The following is a 17,016-nucleotide window of genomic DNA, read 5'->3' as shown; positions in this document are numbered from 1 at the left end:
AATGGCTCTCGGAATCTTTTTGGCAATTATCGGCGGAGCGTTTGTCTCCATCCAGAATACGTTTAACGCAAATGTGAAAAAGCGCGTCAGTGTCTGGACGACCACGGCACTTGTACTGTTACTCGGTTTTGCAGCTTCATTCGTTGCCGGCCTTGCCTTCGAGGGAACCGGATTATTCAGCTTCCAGGCTGAACCCTGGTTCTGGTTCAGCGGCATCGTCGGAGTCGGCGTTGTGGCTTGCGTCACACAAGGCGTCCAGATTCTCGGACCCAGCCGCGCCATCTCGCTCGTCATGGTCTCCCAGATTTTCTTCGGCCTGATGTGGGATACGCTCGGCTGGTTCGGGCTCGAGCAGGTGCCATTCACCTGGCAATCGCTGATTGGCGTGCTGATGATCAGCGGCGGCGTGCTGCTGTTCCAGCTGGGACCTAAATTGGAACAGAAACCTTTTGTGAAATTGAATCCTGAAACGATGGAAGCGAATGATTAACCATACATCAAAGAACCCGGTGAGCCTCAAAAAACAGGCTTGCCGGGTTCTTTTGCCTGATCGGACCGGGACTGCTGAATTTATTGAAGGTAATGAAGTGAAAAACGTGTATCCCGAATAAAGCAAAGAAAATCGGGTAATCATTTAGGTAGACTGAAGAATATATGAGGAGGATTGCAGATGAAGATAAAAGCAGCCGTTACCCATGGTTTAGCAGAAGACTTTAAACTTGAGGAAGTGGAGCTGAACGAACCGAAAGCCAATGAGGTGCTGGTCAAAATTGTGGCATCCGGTGTTTGCCATACGGATGCTGTAGCCAGGGATATGGGCTTGTCGCCGTTCCCGGCAGTGCTTGGACATGAAGGTTCGGGAATAGTTGAAAAAGTAGGGGCTGGAGTCACCACAATCCAAGCAGGCGACCATGTCGTACTGTCTTTCGCTTATTGCGGCCACTGCGAAAATTGTTTGACTGGGCATCCGACAGTTTGCCTGAACTTCAATGATCTGAATTTTGGCGGCAAAATGCAGGACGGAACAAACCGTCTCCACCGCGACGATCAAGCTGTTTCCACCTTTTTCGGCCAGTCATCTTTCGGGACTTTCGCGGTCACCAATGAAAGAAACGTCGTCAAGGTCGACCCGGAAGTGGATTTGGCACTGCTCGGTCCGCTTGGCTGCGGTATACAGACTGGCGCGGGCACCGTATTGAACCGGTTCAAGCCGGAATTCGGTTCTTCCATCGCTGTTTACGGCAGCGGTGCGGTCGGGCTTAGCGCTGTTATGGCAGCAAAAATTGCTGGCTGCATTAATATTATTGCTGTCGATATCCACGACAGCCGACTCGAGCTGGCCAAAGAGCTTGGAGCGACGCATACGCTGAACGGTAAAAATGTCGACGTCGTTGAAGAAGTCAAAAAAATCACCAACGGCGGTACCCATTATGCAGTTGAAACCACTGGAGTGCCACCAGTCGTGAAGCAAGCCATTCATGCACTTCGCCCGCTTGGTTCATGCGCCATTGTCGGCGTGACACCTGAAATCACTTTCGATGTCCACAATGACATCATGGCAGAAGGCAAAACGGTGATGGGCGTTATCGAAGGAGATTCGATCCCGCAAGTGTTCATCCCCCAGCTGGTGGATTATTACAAGCGCGGCATGTTCCCATTCGATAAGCTGACTAAAGTCTATGATTTCGAGCAAATCAACGAAGCATTCGAGGATTCCAAAGAAGGCACAACTATTAAGCCGATTGTAAAAATCGGCGAGTAGCTGAAGCCTCTTCAAAAAGACTGCCGGCAAACTCTGATTATCCGAGTTTGCCGGCAGTCTTTTATTTTTTTATATGGACCTATCATTCCACAAATCTCATTCCATCCAACGGCCAAAAAACAAAACTGGCGCTGCCCATAATTTCTTCCGTCGGCACCAAACCGATAATCCGGCTGTCCGTACTGTTTTCCCGGTTATCACCCAATACAAAAACATAGCCTTCCGGAATTTCATCGATTTCAAGCAGTTCTTCCAGTGTAAAATCATTCGTCAAACTGCCGTCGCTTTTCTGCTCTTTCAGAGCTGACAAATAAGGCTCTTCCTGAGCTTCTCCGTTTATAAGCAGCTCATCATTTTCAAAAGCTATGTGATCCCCTGGCAGCCCGATTATCCGTTTTATATAATCTTCTTCTTCGGAAGCATGGAAAACGACTATGTCATATCGCTCCGGCTCTCCCAGGCTATAACCGATTTTGTTAACAATTACCCGTTCGCCATCTTCAAGGGTCGGCATCATCGACTCCCCGTCAACCAGAACCGGTTCAAACAGGAAAAGCCGGATGCCTCCAACTACGATCACGGCGATTATAATCGCTTTTGCCCACTCCCAAATTTCGTTTTTCCCTTTTTTGTCTTGTTTCACCTTTAATCACCTTCTCCGGAATTTGCGAATCAATAAAATGATTTCGTTCTAACCTGAATAATAACCCTTTCCCTTTTTTATTCAACTTAAGTCCTTAAAAACCTTTTTCCAAGAAAATTTACAGGCGGAATTTCAAAACCAAAAGAAGCGGCACCCGGTAAGGCACCGCATCCTGCTATTCTTCCGCCAATGCTTTCGATTCCCCGTTGCCCGCCAGCGACAGCCAAGTGACGAATACGAGCATGACCGCCGCGCCGCCTAGCTGGACAGGTTCCAAAAACTGGCCAAACCAGAGGGCTGAGATGATCATCGCTGTCAGTGGCTCAAAAGCGGATAAGATGCTCGCCTCCACGGGCAGGATGAAACGCATGCTGCTCAGGAACAGGACGAATGCCAGTGTGCCGATAATGATGACAGCCAAGATTCCAAGAGAGACGCCCGGTTGCGCCAAAAGCGGCCAGTCCTCCGATTTGAAAACAGGATTGACGAGCCCCAGGAAAATGCCGCCGAACAGCATGGACCATCCGACGATCAACAGGACGCCCCACTCTTCCATGAGCCTGCCAGGATAAAGCGTATAGAAAGCGAAAGCCAAGCCGACCATCACTCCCCAAAAGAGCGCTATCCCGCTGATTGCCAGCTCATCCACCCTGCCGTTTGTCAGCAGCAGAAAGAGTCCCGCCATGGTACCAATCATCCCGATGAGTTGGTATTTTGGCGGAAATTTCTTATGCCTCAGCGAAATGAAGAGAATGAGATAAACCGGCGCCAGGAATTGAAACAAAGTCGCAACTACTGCATTGCTCGTTTCAATAGAAGAAACGAAACTGAATTGCACCCCCAGCATGCCCAGCACAGAAAAAATCAGCAGCTGGCGCACCCATATGCCGCCATGAAAAACTGAAAGGATTTTGACTCTCTTCAATTTCAGAAAAACAAGCAGCAATATCCCCGCAATGATCAGCCGGAGAGTCAAAAGAAACGAGACGGACAGTCCATAAGTTTCAAAAAGCCATTCCATCAGCGGTCCTGTCGCTCCCCATAACGCAGCTCCGCTTAAAATCATCGCAATTCCTTTTACACGGTTCATCAGGCTCCCCCTTTCACTAAAGTGGCATCGAAAATTTACATATCATTTAACTATTCATGTTAACAGATTGCATTTACTTTTTAGCGGAAATTATCGCTTCTTCAGTAAAATTTGAGTTCAGGCCGATGCACCTGCTTAAAATCCAGACTTCACAATATGGCAAACCCCTTAAATACTTTCCGGGATTTATAAAAGAAACACTATCTTACGGTTGCTCAATCAATTAAACTTTGATATAGATGGAAAATAATAACTTTACCTATTGGCCTATACATAAGAAAAAATCAAAAATAAATTTTTATTAAAAGCTGCCTTTACAGCCGTATTAAACGGTTTTGGATGTGCCGGGAGGAGAATAATAATGGAGAATTACTATATTGAAAATATAGACCAGAATTTTTTAGCCTCTGTCGCTCTTTTAGATGTAATTAAAGATCCGGTTTTTTTGATGAAAAAAGACCAGGATTCATTCAAATATGTTTACGCAAATCCAGCTGCCTTAACTATATTGACGATGCGGGAGATCAAGGGCCGCCAGATTGAAGAGGTCCTGCCGCCGGAACTCTGTCAGCAATTGATGAGGTATTATCTGAAGGCGCAGTCCACTCGGAAATCCGTTGACTTTACCGAAAGATTTCAGACTGAAAACGGTGAATTCATCGGTGAAACGATGCTGAATCCGATAATTGGCGAAGAGGGTGAATGCATTTATTTCCTGGCGATTGTCCGGGACGTTACGGAAAGGGAGCGCAAGAAACAGGATCTTCTGGATACGCAAAGAGAGATGGAGATTGAGCGTAAAAGATTGAGCTCGCTCGTTAATAATAATGCAAATCCAGTATTTGAGTTTGACCAGCAGAAAAATTTCACCACCATCAATAAGATGGTTTCGGAAGCTACCGGTTTCCGCAAAGAAGAATTGCTCGGCACGTCTATTCTGTCTTTAGTCGCTGACCATTGCCTGGAAGAGACACGGCTGAACTTTGAAAAGGCGCTGGCAGGACAAGCCATCGATTTCGAGACCAGCATCTATACAAAGGAACAGCGGATGGCGACATTTCAGATGAATACGATACCCATCGTTATTGAAGAAAAAGTGATCGGCGTCTACGCCATCGCCAAAGCGATCACCAAGCAAAAAGAAACGGAACGCCTTTTACAGGAAAGTGAACAGCGCTATAAGTCTTTATTTGAAAACCATCCCCATGGAATAATGACCTTTGACCGGGAAGGGAATTTATTGAGCATAAACAAGCGGATAGAATCCATCACAGGCCATGAATTGACCGAACTCGCAGGCCAGTTATACCTGTCGATTATTCTGGACAAAGAGGCAGAAAAAGTACGCTATCATTTCTTCAAAGCGATTCTTGAAAAACAGCCTGCAGAGTACGAATTGGCATTCCGCCATAAAAACGGCCGGCTGATTGACTTGCAGGTAATAAATATTCCCATCATTGTAAATGGCCAATTGGTCGGCATCCATGGCATCATCACGGATATCACTGAAATCAACCGGGCCCGGAAAGTTTTGAATGAAACGAAAAAAGAACTTGAAGTATTCTGGGAAAACTCGACTGACCCCATTTTTTACATAGATACAAAAGGCGATATTCTGAAAGTGAATCCTGCTTTTGAGAAAACATTCGGCTTCACGGAAGAAGAAATGGTCACCGGCAAGGGCACCATTATTCCACCGCACATGCGCCATGACCAAATCGACATCGTAAAAAGAATCCTGAACGGCGAAACCGTCAATTCACATGACACCATCCGCCTGACGAAAACCGGAAAACCGCTGAATATCATTTCTTCGTATTCACCGGTAAGAAACGCGGAAAAAGAAATTATCGGTGCCACAATTAATTATAAAGATGTAACAGAGCTTAAGATGGCTGAGAAAGAATTGCTGAAAAGCCAGGAGAAATATAAAACCATAACGGAAAGCACGTTTGATATCGTAACGATGATCAATCTTGACGGGGTGATTGAATATGTATCCCCTGCCTATGAAACCATATCGGGTTATTCCGCCGATGATTGCATCGGAAAGTCCCTTATGACAAATATACATCCGGAAGACGCAGCTGATTTGACTGAAAGTATTTCTTCCTTACTTGAAGGTGGCAGTCCAGCCACGATCGAAGTTCGTTTCATGCACCGGGAAGGCCATTATATCTGGATGGAAGTGTCGCCTACTCCCGTTTTGGAAAATGGCGAAGTGAAACAGGTGTTTACCATATCAAGGGATATCACGGAACGAAGAAGGCTCCAGGAAAAAATTGAAAGAATGGCTTTTTACGACCATCTGACCGGCATACCAAACCGCCGGACTTTTGATGACCAGCTGGAAAAAGCTTTTAAACTAACAAAACCGACCGGCAAAAAAACTGCCATCCTCATGCTGGATGGGCAAAAATTCAAGCAAATAAACGATCGATACGGCCATGATGCCGGTGATGCTGTCATTAAGGAAATGGCGCTGCGGTTACAATCCTGTGTTCACCCGACAGGAACGGCCGCCCGTTTAGGCGGAGACGAAATGGGCGTTATCCTGCCTGCAATCGACTCACTCGAAGCAGCCGTAGACATGGCAAAAAAAATACTGGATTCGTACGAAACGCCGTTGCGTTTCAATGGCGTCGACATCAAAATAGGAGCCGGCATCGGCATCTCCCTGTACCCCGACCATTCCATCGATGAAAAGCAGCTGATCAAGTTCGCTGATCTTGCTTTATATGAAGCGAAGAAAATGGGACGGGACATGTATAAGGTTTATGAGCCGGATCGTATGTGATTTCGCAATGAAAATAAAATGACAGCGATTTGAAAAGCCCGGAAGAAGACCTTTTATGGTTTCTTCCAGACTTTTTTTATTTTCTGTGTATTAACTCCCTGATCAAATCGGAAGTTCTTTCAGCCGGTAATCCAATTTCTTCTCGAAATCGCTGTGTATTGGTAACTCCGAAGATAAATCAGCTGAAATTAACACGGTCCGGGTTCAGCGAAACGAAGTGGAACATCCAGCAATCCGACTTTTCAGTTCCGATCTCATGATTATTCAAGCATACCCGATTCATGCCATCCAGCCCATCATTGCCACAGCAGCCGTTCAACCTGCTTGGGTTCGAATGGTAGCCCGAATTGATCAGATCTTTAATATTTACGACAATCGCACCGTCCAATTCCAAATCCGCTTTTTTATCATCGATCAGATAATAGCCTTGCGGAATATAGTCCTGCCCGTCGTCTGTATTTAGCAGCGTCATATCTTTCAGTTCCGTCAACTCTTTTGAAATTTCCACTCTGCAGGTGCTGCAAGCCAGTTTCATGGGGATTCTCCTCCTTTTCAAAATTATCCTCGGCCGTTTTTAGTCCTTCCTCTATCATAAAGCGCTCTCTCTTTCTGCCGGGAACCGGTCGATTGAAGTCCCGCTGCCGCTGGTTGCAAATTCAACTGCCTGCCCTGCCGTCTGAGGCGGCAAGGACGGTGAAGCAAAGTGGTAATAACCCCAGAGCAATGCGAAAGCCACAAACGGCGTGATGAAAAGTGCTTTATTCCCTTTGTCTTCCCGCCACCTTTTCAGCAGCCATTTATCGATGACTCCAAAAAGCATCGCCACGAGAATTCCAGCGATGATAAAGCTCCAGAAAGGGAAAATCAGTCCGATTGCCGACCCGAAAAAACCGAGTATCAGTACATATAACCAGTCCGCCCGTTCAAACCATTTCCGCTGTAATTTCTCGGCGACAAAAGATACGGCATTTCCATAGATCAGCACAAAGAATCCGATATAGAAAAAGTATATCAATGTCATGGCATAGAATTCAGTTCCCTGATAGTAAACAGTTTCATCGGCCACAGCGATATTCCAACTGCACCACGCCATCGAAAATACAAACGTGGCCAGGAAAGTGGCCGCCAGTTTGCGCGCAACTCGTCTCCCTCTGCTCTCCCTCATCCTCGACTCCCACTTTCCGCAAGCAAGCCCATCTCACATCATTATGTACCTAATATTAATACGTTTGAAAAATCTGAAAGTTCCTTGTTTTGATTCGCATCAGCCCTATAAAATAAAAGAAGAGGCTTTTTACAAGCCTCCTCTCTCCCACTATGATTGTCGAGATTATTCCAGTCACTTCCACCATTCCGAAAGCGGATCAGGCGACTCGCCGTCCATCGGAACCGTTTCGCCGATCTGCGGAGCGATGAGGTCAACTTCCTGTTCCGCTGCCGCCTGTATTGCCCGCTCTATCGGTTCCGTCCAGCTGTGGCGCGCAAGTGTAAATCCACCCCAATGCGTCAGCATCATCTGCTCGGCCTGCAAATCGATGCTCGCCTGTACGGATTCTTCCGGGATCATATGGGACTCCCGCCAGCGCTCATCATATTGCGCGCCTTCTATCAAAGCGATATCGAACGGTCCGAATCGGTCGCCGATTTTCTTGAAATGCGTGTCGTATCCGCCGTCTCCACTAACGAAGAACCGTGTTTGTTCCCCCAGAATGACCCATCCGCCCCACAGTGTCGAGCCCTGGTTCAGGAGGCCTCTGCCTGAGAAATGTTTGGCGGGCGTCAATGCGACGTCCAACCCCTCGAACTCGATTTCGTCCCACCAATTCATTTCCGTAATATCCTCTTCCGCAACACCCCATCCGACCAGGTGATTGCCGACACCATGCGGCACAACGAAGTGGGCGACTTTGTCCTTCAGCCTTTTTATGGATTCATAATCCAGATGGTCGTAATGATCATGCGTGATGAAAACCGCATCGATCGGCGGCATTTCATCTATAAGATACAGTAAATCTTCGGTGTAGCGTTTTGGCCCGATGAATGAAACCGGCGAAGCCGTTGAGCCAAGCATGGGATCTATAAGAACTTTCTTGTTGTCGACGCTGACAATAAAAGCGGAATGGCCAAGCCACGTCAGACTGTCTTCTTCGCTGTTGATGCTGTCCCAATCAATTTCAGCAACAGGCAACTGTTCAGGTGGCCTTCTTTCTTCAGAAGCCGCAATCGCGGAGACCCGTTCAACGCCGGTATCCAGCTCCTCCGATGGCTGAAAGACGAATTTGCCGTCCGCGTAATTATCGAATGTCCCATAAAATTCTTTTTGTTCCGTGCTCGGATTGCTGCCAAAAGTCGGCGATAGATTAACGAACAAGAAGATTCCTGCTGCCAATACAGCAACCAGGATCAAGAGATATTTCAGGATTTTCTTGATCACTTTCCATTTTCTCTTGGGTGCGTCTTGCTGCTCTTTGTAATTCGACATCTGATCCCTCGCCTTGCCGCTTTATTTAAATTGCTTAAATGATGACTTTAAACTTAGTTTCAGTATACCGATATTTTTGGCTGGTCAGGGCAGAAAAGTGATTGCAGATTTGTGATTCAGTAAGTTACGCTTAAGTCACTTATTCATTATTAACTTGAATATAAGGAGGGAAGTACGTGATTTTCAAGAAGCAAGCCGAATTGGGCGATCGCAATGGGGTCTCCTATTTGAACGGCAAAGTGCAATTTCAAGGCGTATCTTTGAATGTGTACAGCTATCTGATTGACGGCGTCCTGATCGATACCGGCGCCCGGTCGCTGCATAAATTTTTTGAAGCCTTTATTGATGGAGCTGATTTTGACCAGGTTATGCTTACCCATTATCACGAAGATCATACAGGTTGTGCCGCGTATATTGAAAAGAATAAAGATTTGCCAATCTATTTAAATCAAAAAACGATCGCCTCTTGTGCGCAGCCTGCGGATTATCCGCTGTATCGGAAACTTTTTTGGGGCAAAAGGAAGCCGTTTCACGCCAGAGCCATGCCTGAAACGTTTCAATCCCGAACTGCCGCTTGGGACGTAATCGATACGCCAGGGCATGCCCATGACCATAAAGCTTTTTTAAACCGTGATACCGGCCAATTGTTTACCGGTGATTTATTCGTGAACGAACGCACGAAAGTCGTGCTGGCGGAAGAGAATATTCCAGATATCATCAAATCGCTGGACCGGGTTTTGAAATACGATTTTCAGGATGTGTTTTGCAGCCACGCGGGATTTGTGAGGAACGGGCGCAGCGCGTTGGAACGGAAAAAGGATAATCTGCTGTCGCTGCAGCAGCAGGTCCATGAATTACAAAAAGAAGGCGATAACGCTGAAGCTATCCGTAATAAGCTGTTTCCTCAAAAGTACCCGATCATCAAATTTTCCAGCGGTGAATGGGATTCCCTGCACATCGTGACATCGATCATGCGTGAAGCGCAATAAAAACTGCGGATGCTGCGGGGAGACAGAAACAGAAAATCACGGGTGGCGGTAATCGTATTTTCCACCGGGAACATCAATGATTATCCCATTAATGCTGACTGTGTCGGAATCCTGCCACTGCACGGTGCTGTCTTCCATCTCGTATTGCCAGTAAATATTTCTCGGTTTCTTTTTACTGTCATTGAAATGGAGCACACCTAATACGGCATAGTTGACCGTTGCTCCGCCGTTATTTAAATAGGTTTTTACTGTATATTCTCCATCCGGCGATACTTCTTCCGCCAGCAGCTCTCCCGGTTCAATCCGGTCTATGTCGTAAAACGCCCAATTGATGACAAAGCCTGAAAGGGCAGCAACTACTGTCAGGAAGATTGTTATCGCAGTTAAAACAGGATGTCTTTTTATAAACGCTTTAACGCTTTTGAACATACGCACTCTCCTTACGCCGTCTATCGCCGGACTTCAAAAATCCCTTAAATGAATGACATCGCTTTCTTTAATTCTTCATCGTCCAGTTATGTATTACACATAAAAAAGAGCTTGGAAATGTAACTCCAAGTTCTTTTTCATGAAGTCCGTCACTTAACGGACCAATATTTTCATTCTATTAAAACATTCCGCCTTGGTGGTTATTCTGTCCAGCCTGTCGCCGAGCATCCGCTTCAGCTGAATTCTGATTCAAGGTCTTTTCCTGTTTGCTTAAGTTATATTTCTTTTTAGTCACAATATCCACGACAAAACTGATGATAAGTATAGCCGCTAAAGTTCCCCAAAAAACCCACATCATCCAGTGCATAGATTTACACCCCTCTCCGTTTTAGGCATTGCCTTCAGTTCCCATCACCCTTTATATACTATTATACGTTATATACCCGTTATTAGTTTCAATAATTATTAAATTCTGAATTTATTTCCATTTTAAGTCTATACTTTGTGATAAAAGAGCCGAACCAAAGAGTTTCTAAGGAAAAAACGAATAATTCATCGCGATACCGCAAGCACTATCACGTATTTGAAAGATCCGAAAAAATACAATGCCTCAGGCGGGGCAAAATTTCCGCGTGACGTCTATGCAGGAACTGTCGTTAAGGAAGTTTGAAGAAATGAAAACGTCCGTGAGTGTCTTCATGCACTTTACGGACGTTCAACTTTTTCCATATACAATTACAAACGGTTATTTCTGCTTCAGCTTCAACGGAATCCAAATCTCAGAAACGTAATCCTCGCTGTAAGGATCTCCCGCCGGATAGACTTCAAGCTCTGCGGTTCCGGCATTTTCGTATTGATTGGACGGGAACCATTCCGAGAAAATCTGCTTCCAAACTTTTGGCATGGCATCGGGCATCGCGCCGCGCACTTCGAAGACACCCCATTTGGAAGCCGGCACTTCCAGCTGCAATAGACCCTCCGGCACCGGCTGCGTACTTTCGGCTGCAATCCAGTAATCCATCGTAGTTCCGTCCTCAAAGTTGGTACAGATGCCGAGCAAGCCATTAATTTCTCCTGCTTGCAGCTTCGCAATCTCGTCGCTTGTGCCGTCCTGATTCATTTCCATCCACATTTCCGGAATACCGCTCAAATTCTCTCCACCCTGCAGCGAAAATTCCCGCTTCACGCCAATCGCCTGAAAACTTTCTTTTTCCACAATTCGATACTTCATCGGATCTGCCCCTTTCAGATTCACCTGGATCGCCAGGCGGTTAAAAGATTGCAGCTCTCCCAAATTCTTTCTGGCTTCGCTCGGTGTAACACCATGCTGCCGCCGGAACGCCTTGGAAAAAGCTTCGGGAGTGTCATAGCCATATTTATAGGCGATATCGATGATTTTTTGGTCCGTGGCCGACAGCTCCTGCGCCGCCAAAGTCAGCCGCCTTCTGCGCAAATACTCAGCGACCGAACAATCCGTCAAGATCGCAAACGTCCGCTGGAAATGAAAAACCGAAGAATTTGCCTCCTTTGCAATCTCCTCGATTGTCATCGGTTCCTCCATATGCGCTTCCATCCAATCAATGGCGCGCTGCAGCGATTCCACCCATCCCATAGCCCTCACTCCTTAATCTGATCTTAGCAAGCAATCCGGTCCGAATCCTGTCCGTTTGTGCTGAGTGTGGACAGGTCTAAAACTTTGTACATTTCTAATGATTGGTTTCTATTTCTACTATTTGTCTAGAAGTTCCTTTATTGCAAAGTAAAATAGACAAATCTCCATGCCAATCAAAGAATGTTGTAGCAATCAGAATACTCTGATATAGTTACACCAAGAAACATTCGGAATCATGGAAGTAAGGAGGTATAAGACAGTGGAAAAATTGCGCATGCACTCTTCAAATTAAAAATTTGAGGAGGAAGAAGAGATGGAATATGTATTCAAAGAAGAAAAACAAATTGATAAAGACGCGTTAAAATCGCTTTACGAAGATGTGGAGTGGTTCGCCTATACAAAAGATCTGGACCAGTTAGCTGAGGCGTTGACTCATTCGTTGTACGTTCTGTCAGTTTGGGACAACGATGAATTGATTGGCTTGATCCGTGTAGTCGGCGATGGCCTGACCATCATCTATATTCAGGACATCCTTGTACTGAACAGCCGGCAGAACCAAGGAATCGCCAGCGAATTGATGCGCCGCGTGCTCGACAAATACCGAGATGTCCGGCAGAAAGTCCTGCTTACGGAAGAATCCGCCGACGTCCGCCATTTCTATGAAAAGAATGGCTTCCAGTCCTGCGACCAGGGGAATTTGGTGGCTTTTGCCAAGCTTGGGTGAGCAGATAACGTCTTCATAAAACAAATACCGGTGCAGATGATTGCCATCTGCACCGGTATTTGTTTTGGATTGGTTTTTCGCTTTTCGCCTGCGAAAAGCATCCATTTTTCTTTTGATCTTTGGTTTTTGGGTGGGATTTAGCTGTGAGTATGGAATTTGACGCGGAGACGCACTCTTTCAACTGCACTTTTTCAATCTGAAAGACAGCGGAATTCGCTTATCCGCGGCTGCGGCTTGTTTATACGCGCCTATGAGGGTTTTATCCGCGCCTAATTGATGTTTATCCGCGCTTGCCAAGCATTTATCCGCGCTTGCAGCCCTTTTATCCGCGCCTATCGCTTTTTCACAAAAAAAAGACGCCCCCCTCTCACCTGCCAAACTCAAAATCCATCTTCTCCACAAACTGCCTCTCACCAACCGACTTGATGACAATATCAAAATTCTCGCTGTAAGGATGCATGAAAACCTCGTACTGAATCCGCCGTTCGTTATGCGAAAACTTCAGGTAATCCAATTTTGTCCCTCTTTCCGTCACATCGCGCGAAGATCTCCTCATTAGTTCCGTTTCGCCATCTGTATAGAAGTAAATCTTCAGATCGAACAGCTCCGGGTCAATAAAAGCCGCACTCATTCCCTCGACAATCGTCAATTGATTTTCCGAAGAAATCAATGTCCGCTCCATATAATGAACATCGATCGTATAGAAATCCAACCCTTCCCGCGCCATCCGCACATCCCGCTCCAAAGCGCCCAAATGATGCGCCGCAGGATGGCAGGCGGTCATTTTAAAGCGGTGATGCTCGTTTTCATATGTATAGTCGATTGCAGCCAGCTTCCGAATATCCGAACTGACTATATAAGGATCCGTGTTGAGGCAGTTCACTTCTTTATTGCCAAGCCGCTTCAGCAATTCCTGTGTGAAATGCGACTTTCCCGCTGCTCCATGCCCAGATACGCCGATCACAAGCCTGTCGTTTTTTGAAGCTATCCAGTTTACGATCGCGTCTATTAATTTTTCCATATGCCCCTCCCTTATACTTAGCCGTTGATTTTATTTTGCTGAATCAATAAAACCTGAGATTAAACTGTGACACTAAAAATTTATATATACATTTCTAAAAAAAGGAAATATTCTATAGGAAAGTAAGTGTTGCTTGTGAACTTAATACCTTATATGATCGGAGAGCCAAATCATGCATCCCACTACCGTAATTGAAATCGGACTCGTGTCAGCATTGGTGGTTTTATTGAGTGGAGCCGCTTTTTTATTGAAGAAAACGTATCGGAAGTTCGTCTGGATCGTGGTGGGCGCAATCACGCTCAGTTCACTTGCCTATTATTCTACGCGGCCATTTATAGTCGAAAGCCAGCAGGCGGCTGCCGTTGAAAAATTGGACAGTTATTTGACTGACAAATATAGAGATGAAACATGGGTGATTACAGATACAGACGCGCATGAATTGCAGAAAATCATCAAGTTGCATGTCATTTTCGATAGGGAACCTTCCATCGTATATGAATATGAAGTTGCAGAAGAGACGATTGAGCAGCTTAGTTTTTGGAATTTGCATACAGGCGTGACTGGCGGAGAGTTGCTGAAAACGGGTTTGGAGATGGAACACGTTGAGTGATGGGTCGATATTAAGTTAACCTCTCTCACTGAAAATATAATAAACCCCTTTATAGACTTATGGTTATTACAACAACCAATGAAAAAATGGCCGCTAATATTGCATCGTGTTTTACACTATTATTTAATGTCGGCATCCACTCGATCTTGCCGGTCAGGCTTACAAGTCTTGCAATATTAAAAAAGATAATGAAATAACTAAAGAACATTCCTATCAAATAATCACCTCAAATCACTTTTCAGTTGTTCGATATTTTCCCACCCATAAGCTATCTCAGTTAATACTTTACCAGAGACAGTTAAAGTTTTGCGGTCGACTTCTTTGCCCCCCATCTTCTCATAGAAAGCGCGCGAAGGATTTTCTTCCAGCACCCAGACGAGCATGGAGTTCTGACCATTCGCTTTTAAATGTTGGACCACTCTTTTCATCAGCGATTATGCTGCTCAGAATTACCGAAACCTTAGGTGAACTGGCAGCTGGCTGGACCTTGAAAAAGAATATAATATGGTTTTTCGCGCTGTCCGGTTTGCCGGGGGGCGCTTCTTTTTGGTTTGTGCGACTAGGGGTTGGGGGTGGGTTGGGGGTGAGTACTTTTTCCGGTCTCTTCGGATTTACGCCCAACTTTGCTTGGAATACGCCCAACTTTGACTCAAATACGCTCAACTGGCTAAACTGCAGCTAGCGAGTCGATACTTATGGCCAATATCAGCCTCCTGCCGAGTGAAATCGAGCTTTTCGCAGCTTCATTTTCGAGCGATTTATATTTATTCCCAACTTTCATCGATTTATTCCCAACTTTGCCTGGTTTATTCCCAACTTCAATGGTTTTATTCCCAACTAGTCATTTCAAGGATTTGACACAGCCCATTTTGATCATCCAAGCAATAAAATCACCACATAAAATCCAGCCTTTCTCCTCGAACACTTATTAATTTCCCATCTTTTATTCCACGTAATATCCCAACACTTCCGCCTTGATATCGTCGACTTTGATGATGTGTTGGCTGCCCCTGAACCAGTCATCGCCCACTACATAGATTTCATCATCAGCTAATGTGAATTTGGCTAAGTCCATTTGAAAAATCTCTTCCATTCCCGTTGTTGTGCTTTCGGGGGAACTGTTAGCGTCGAACCATTCCAAATATTCTTCAGTCGAACTCGTTCCCACACGGTGCGCCCGTCCATAAAACGTGTCGAGCTTTTGAGCATTAATGAAAATTTGCCCGTCCACGACTTCCACTTCTTCCCCCGGCAAAGCGACGATTCTGCCCACCGTCCGGCTCTTGCCGCTGAAAAATTCCGCTTCATAGACGATTACGTCTCCTCGGGTGGCTTCTTTAGCGGCGTTAGCCGGGTAAGCCTGCGGATTAATCAGCAAAGGATATTCTGAATAGTCGTGATTGCCGCGGTCCATCGCATCATAGCGGAAATCGAAAACTTCCTGTGGCTCCGTAATTTCCGTGAAGCTTTCAATTTCCGCCACCGTATCCAGGTCCGTCAGCGCCGGCAACTCATCCGGCGAACCCGCGGGACCTGATGGATCCGCATTGTTCCCGCTCATATTCAGCACAAGAAAAGCAGTAGCGACCGTCAAAAGCAACAGCAGCACAGCGGCATATTTAAAATCAGCAAAACGGCTCGCCGGACGCTGCTCCGTTTTCATGTCACTCAGAATTTTCCGTTTCAGCGGTTCTTTGAAGCGAGGCGATTCGCCGACAAACTCATCCAGGTCACGTTTGAATTTATTCATCCTGCATCCCCTCCCATTCCTTCAAATCCACTTTTTCGCGCAATAGATCCTTTGCACGGCGCAGCCTCGTTTTGACGGTGTTTTCCGAACAGTTCAGCAGCTCGCTGATTTCCTTCGACGTGAATTCCTGGTAATAGAACAGCAGTATCACTTCCCTGTATTTGATGGGCAGCTCCAGGATTTTATTCGTGAGATTGCTTTGGTCGGTGTGCAGTTCCAAGGACGCCTCGGGAGATTTGCCCGAAGAAATCAAACCGCCGATTGAATTTGAGAATAACGAACGTTTATTTTTCCAGCTGCGCAGATGATTATGGCATTTATTGACGGTAATTTTCGATAAATAGGTTTTCAGGGAAGCGCGGTTTTCGAACTGGGCGGATTTGCGGTAATAGCTGATGAACACTTCCTGCATGATGTCTTCGGCCGTCGCCCAATCCTTCACGTAGAAATAGGCCAGTCGGATCAGGTATTCACCGTGGCTGTCCATGATTTTTTTCATCTCTTCATTGGTCAGTTTCGTGTATTCATGCACCGGCATACGCTCCCATCCCTCCCTGAACACCCAATAGACGCAAGTTTTCTGATAATAGTTTCGTTTTTTTAAGTATAGGTGAAAAAAAGGAATGTGGTTTGGAAATCTAGCGGTCTTGAAGCTTATGCTAGGTGGAAATTACAGTGGCGATAAAGAATTAATCCACTAAAATGATCAAAAGGCTTCACGGATGCGAAGCCTTCTTTTAATGGATTCGAGTTTTTCGCGGCAGCGAAAAACATCCGCTTTTTGCACTTTCTCTTTTCAGCGGCTTTCGCGGCTTTTTGGTCATGTTAACCCTCGTTTCGGTCGCCGTTCGAGAATTTTTTAGTGTAAGCAGTGGAGCTTTTTATATATACAACCGAAATTATTGAATAATCATGATTTAGGCTATCCATTTGATCTCGAATATGAAAGTTGCGGTTTACTAATTTCCATATTTTGGACTTACTGTCCGCAAATGCTGAAATACTGTCCGGAAGAGCTCAAATACTGTCCGGAAATCCAAAATACTGTCCGGAACGGCTGAAATACTGTCCGGAGCTATTAAACCATCCTGATTTCCCCTCACAGAC

The 17,016-nt window shown here is 45.7% G+C and carries 18 protein-coding genes; 6 read left to right on the top strand and 12 right to left on the bottom strand.

From position 1 onward, the window contains the following. The first annotated feature begins 1 nt into the window (after position 1). Entirely contained in the window at positions 2–490 is a 489-nt protein-coding gene (locus tag AC2Q9J_RS05145) for a DMT family transporter (RefSeq protein WP_499037793.1), read from the top strand. 180 nt (positions 491–670) lie between these two features. Continuing rightward, positions 671–1,762, top strand: coding sequence for an NAD(P)-dependent alcohol dehydrogenase (locus tag AC2Q9J_RS05140; protein ID WP_499037791.1), 1,092 nt, complete (start codon positions 671–673; stop codon positions 1,760–1,762). Between the two features lie 82 nt (positions 1,763–1,844). Here AC2Q9J_RS05140 and lepB read toward each other — a convergent pair whose 3' ends face one another. Together lepB and AC2Q9J_RS05130 are read right to left on the bottom strand one after the other, a co-directional pair. Continuing rightward, a complete protein-coding gene (gene lepB / locus AC2Q9J_RS05135) occupies positions 1,845–2,405 on the bottom strand; it encodes a signal peptidase I (protein ID WP_499037789.1) in 561 nt (186 codons plus the stop codon). A 175-nt stretch (positions 2,406–2,580) separates the two neighbouring features. Further along, complete coding sequence (locus AC2Q9J_RS05130) at positions 2,581–3,495, bottom strand: DMT family transporter (protein ID WP_499037788.1); 915 nt, start codon at positions 3,493–3,495, stop codon at positions 2,581–2,583. Positions 3,496–3,856: 361 nt separating this feature from the next. On the opposite strand from AC2Q9J_RS05130, the gene AC2Q9J_RS05125 reads away from it, so the two are divergent. After that, a complete protein-coding gene (locus AC2Q9J_RS05125; protein WP_499037786.1) occupies positions 3,857–6,292 on the top strand; it encodes a PAS domain S-box protein in 2,436 nt (811 codons plus the stop codon). A 178-nt stretch (positions 6,293–6,470) separates the two neighbouring features. Here the strand turns inward: AC2Q9J_RS05125 and AC2Q9J_RS05120 are convergent, their stop codons facing one another. The 3 genes from AC2Q9J_RS05120 to AC2Q9J_RS05110 form a co-directional block, all read right to left on the bottom strand. Beyond that, on the bottom strand, positions 6,471–6,827 hold the full coding sequence (locus tag AC2Q9J_RS05120) for a hypothetical protein (protein WP_499037785.1): 357 nt from the start codon (positions 6,825–6,827) through the stop codon (positions 6,471–6,473). A 54-nt stretch (positions 6,828–6,881) separates the two neighbouring features. Beyond that, positions 6,882–7,457, bottom strand: coding sequence for a hypothetical protein (locus AC2Q9J_RS05115; RefSeq protein WP_499037783.1), 576 nt, complete (start codon positions 7,455–7,457; stop codon positions 6,882–6,884). 174 nt (positions 7,458–7,631) lie between these two features. Further along, positions 7,632–8,711, bottom strand: a complete 1,080-nt coding sequence (locus tag AC2Q9J_RS05110) for an MBL fold metallo-hydrolase (RefSeq protein WP_499038264.1) — start codon at positions 8,709–8,711, stop codon at positions 7,632–7,634. A 239-nt stretch (positions 8,712–8,950) separates the two neighbouring features. Here AC2Q9J_RS05110 and AC2Q9J_RS05105 point away from each other — a divergent pair, with 239 nt between their 5' ends. Next, entirely contained in the window at positions 8,951–9,763 is an 813-nt protein-coding gene (locus AC2Q9J_RS05105; protein WP_499037781.1) for an MBL fold metallo-hydrolase, read from the top strand. A gap of 36 nt (positions 9,764–9,799) precedes the next feature. Here AC2Q9J_RS05105 and AC2Q9J_RS05100 read toward each other — a convergent pair whose 3' ends face one another. The 3 genes from AC2Q9J_RS05100 to AC2Q9J_RS05090 form a co-directional block, all read right to left on the bottom strand. After that, positions 9,800–10,192: a DUF5412 family protein gene (locus tag AC2Q9J_RS05100; protein WP_499037779.1), complete on the bottom strand. Its 393-nt coding sequence runs from the start codon at positions 10,190–10,192 to the stop codon at positions 9,800–9,802. A 178-nt stretch (positions 10,193–10,370) separates the two neighbouring features. Then, a complete protein-coding gene (locus tag AC2Q9J_RS05095; RefSeq protein ID WP_499037778.1) occupies positions 10,371–10,559 on the bottom strand; it encodes a hypothetical protein in 189 nt (62 codons plus the stop codon). A gap of 378 nt (positions 10,560–10,937) precedes the next feature. After that, positions 10,938–11,804 carry a GyrI-like domain-containing protein gene (locus tag AC2Q9J_RS05090; RefSeq protein WP_499037776.1) on the bottom strand — a complete coding sequence of 289 codons (867 nt, stop codon included), beginning with the start codon at positions 11,802–11,804 and terminating at the stop codon, positions 10,938–10,940. Positions 11,805–12,117: 313 nt separating this feature from the next. Here AC2Q9J_RS05090 and AC2Q9J_RS05085 point away from each other — a divergent pair, with 313 nt between their 5' ends. After that, complete coding sequence (locus tag AC2Q9J_RS05085) at positions 12,118–12,528, top strand: GNAT family N-acetyltransferase (protein ID WP_499037774.1); 411 nt, start codon at positions 12,118–12,120, stop codon at positions 12,526–12,528. Between the two features lie 367 nt (positions 12,529–12,895). Here AC2Q9J_RS05085 and AC2Q9J_RS05080 read toward each other — a convergent pair whose 3' ends face one another. Further along, entirely contained in the window at positions 12,896–13,549 is a 654-nt protein-coding gene (locus AC2Q9J_RS05080) for a uridine kinase family protein (RefSeq protein WP_499037771.1), read from the bottom strand. Positions 13,550–13,721: 172 nt separating this feature from the next. Here AC2Q9J_RS05080 and AC2Q9J_RS05075 point away from each other — a divergent pair, with 172 nt between their 5' ends. Next, a complete protein-coding gene (locus tag AC2Q9J_RS05075) occupies positions 13,722–14,159 on the top strand; it encodes a hypothetical protein (protein ID WP_499037769.1) in 438 nt (145 codons plus the stop codon). Positions 14,160–14,380: 221 nt separating this feature from the next. Here the strand turns inward: AC2Q9J_RS05075 and AC2Q9J_RS05070 are convergent, their stop codons facing one another. The 3 genes from AC2Q9J_RS05070 to AC2Q9J_RS05060 all read right to left on the bottom strand — a co-directional run bounded on the left by AC2Q9J_RS05070 (position 14,381) and on the right by AC2Q9J_RS05060 (position 16,447). Then, the gene (locus AC2Q9J_RS05070; RefSeq protein WP_499037767.1) at positions 14,381–14,587 is read right to left on the bottom strand and encodes a GNAT family N-acetyltransferase; all 207 of its coding nucleotides are present in this window, start codon (positions 14,585–14,587) and stop codon (positions 14,381–14,383) included. 515 nt (positions 14,588–15,102) lie between these two features. Then, the gene (locus AC2Q9J_RS05065; RefSeq protein ID WP_499037765.1) at positions 15,103–15,909 is read right to left on the bottom strand and encodes a S26 family signal peptidase; all 807 of its coding nucleotides are present in this window, start codon (positions 15,907–15,909) and stop codon (positions 15,103–15,105) included. Next, positions 15,902–16,447, bottom strand: a complete 546-nt coding sequence (locus AC2Q9J_RS05060) for an RNA polymerase sigma factor (RefSeq protein ID WP_499037763.1) — start codon at positions 16,445–16,447, stop codon at positions 15,902–15,904. Before AC2Q9J_RS05060 ends, AC2Q9J_RS05065 begins: the two co-directional genes overlap by 8 nt. Positions 16,448–17,016 lie beyond the last annotated feature (569 nt).

Source organism: Planococcus sp. RAB007_Raresut (assembly GCF_057369535.1).
Note: the sequence above shows the minus strand (reverse complement) of the source record. Positions and strands in the feature narration are given on the sequence as shown.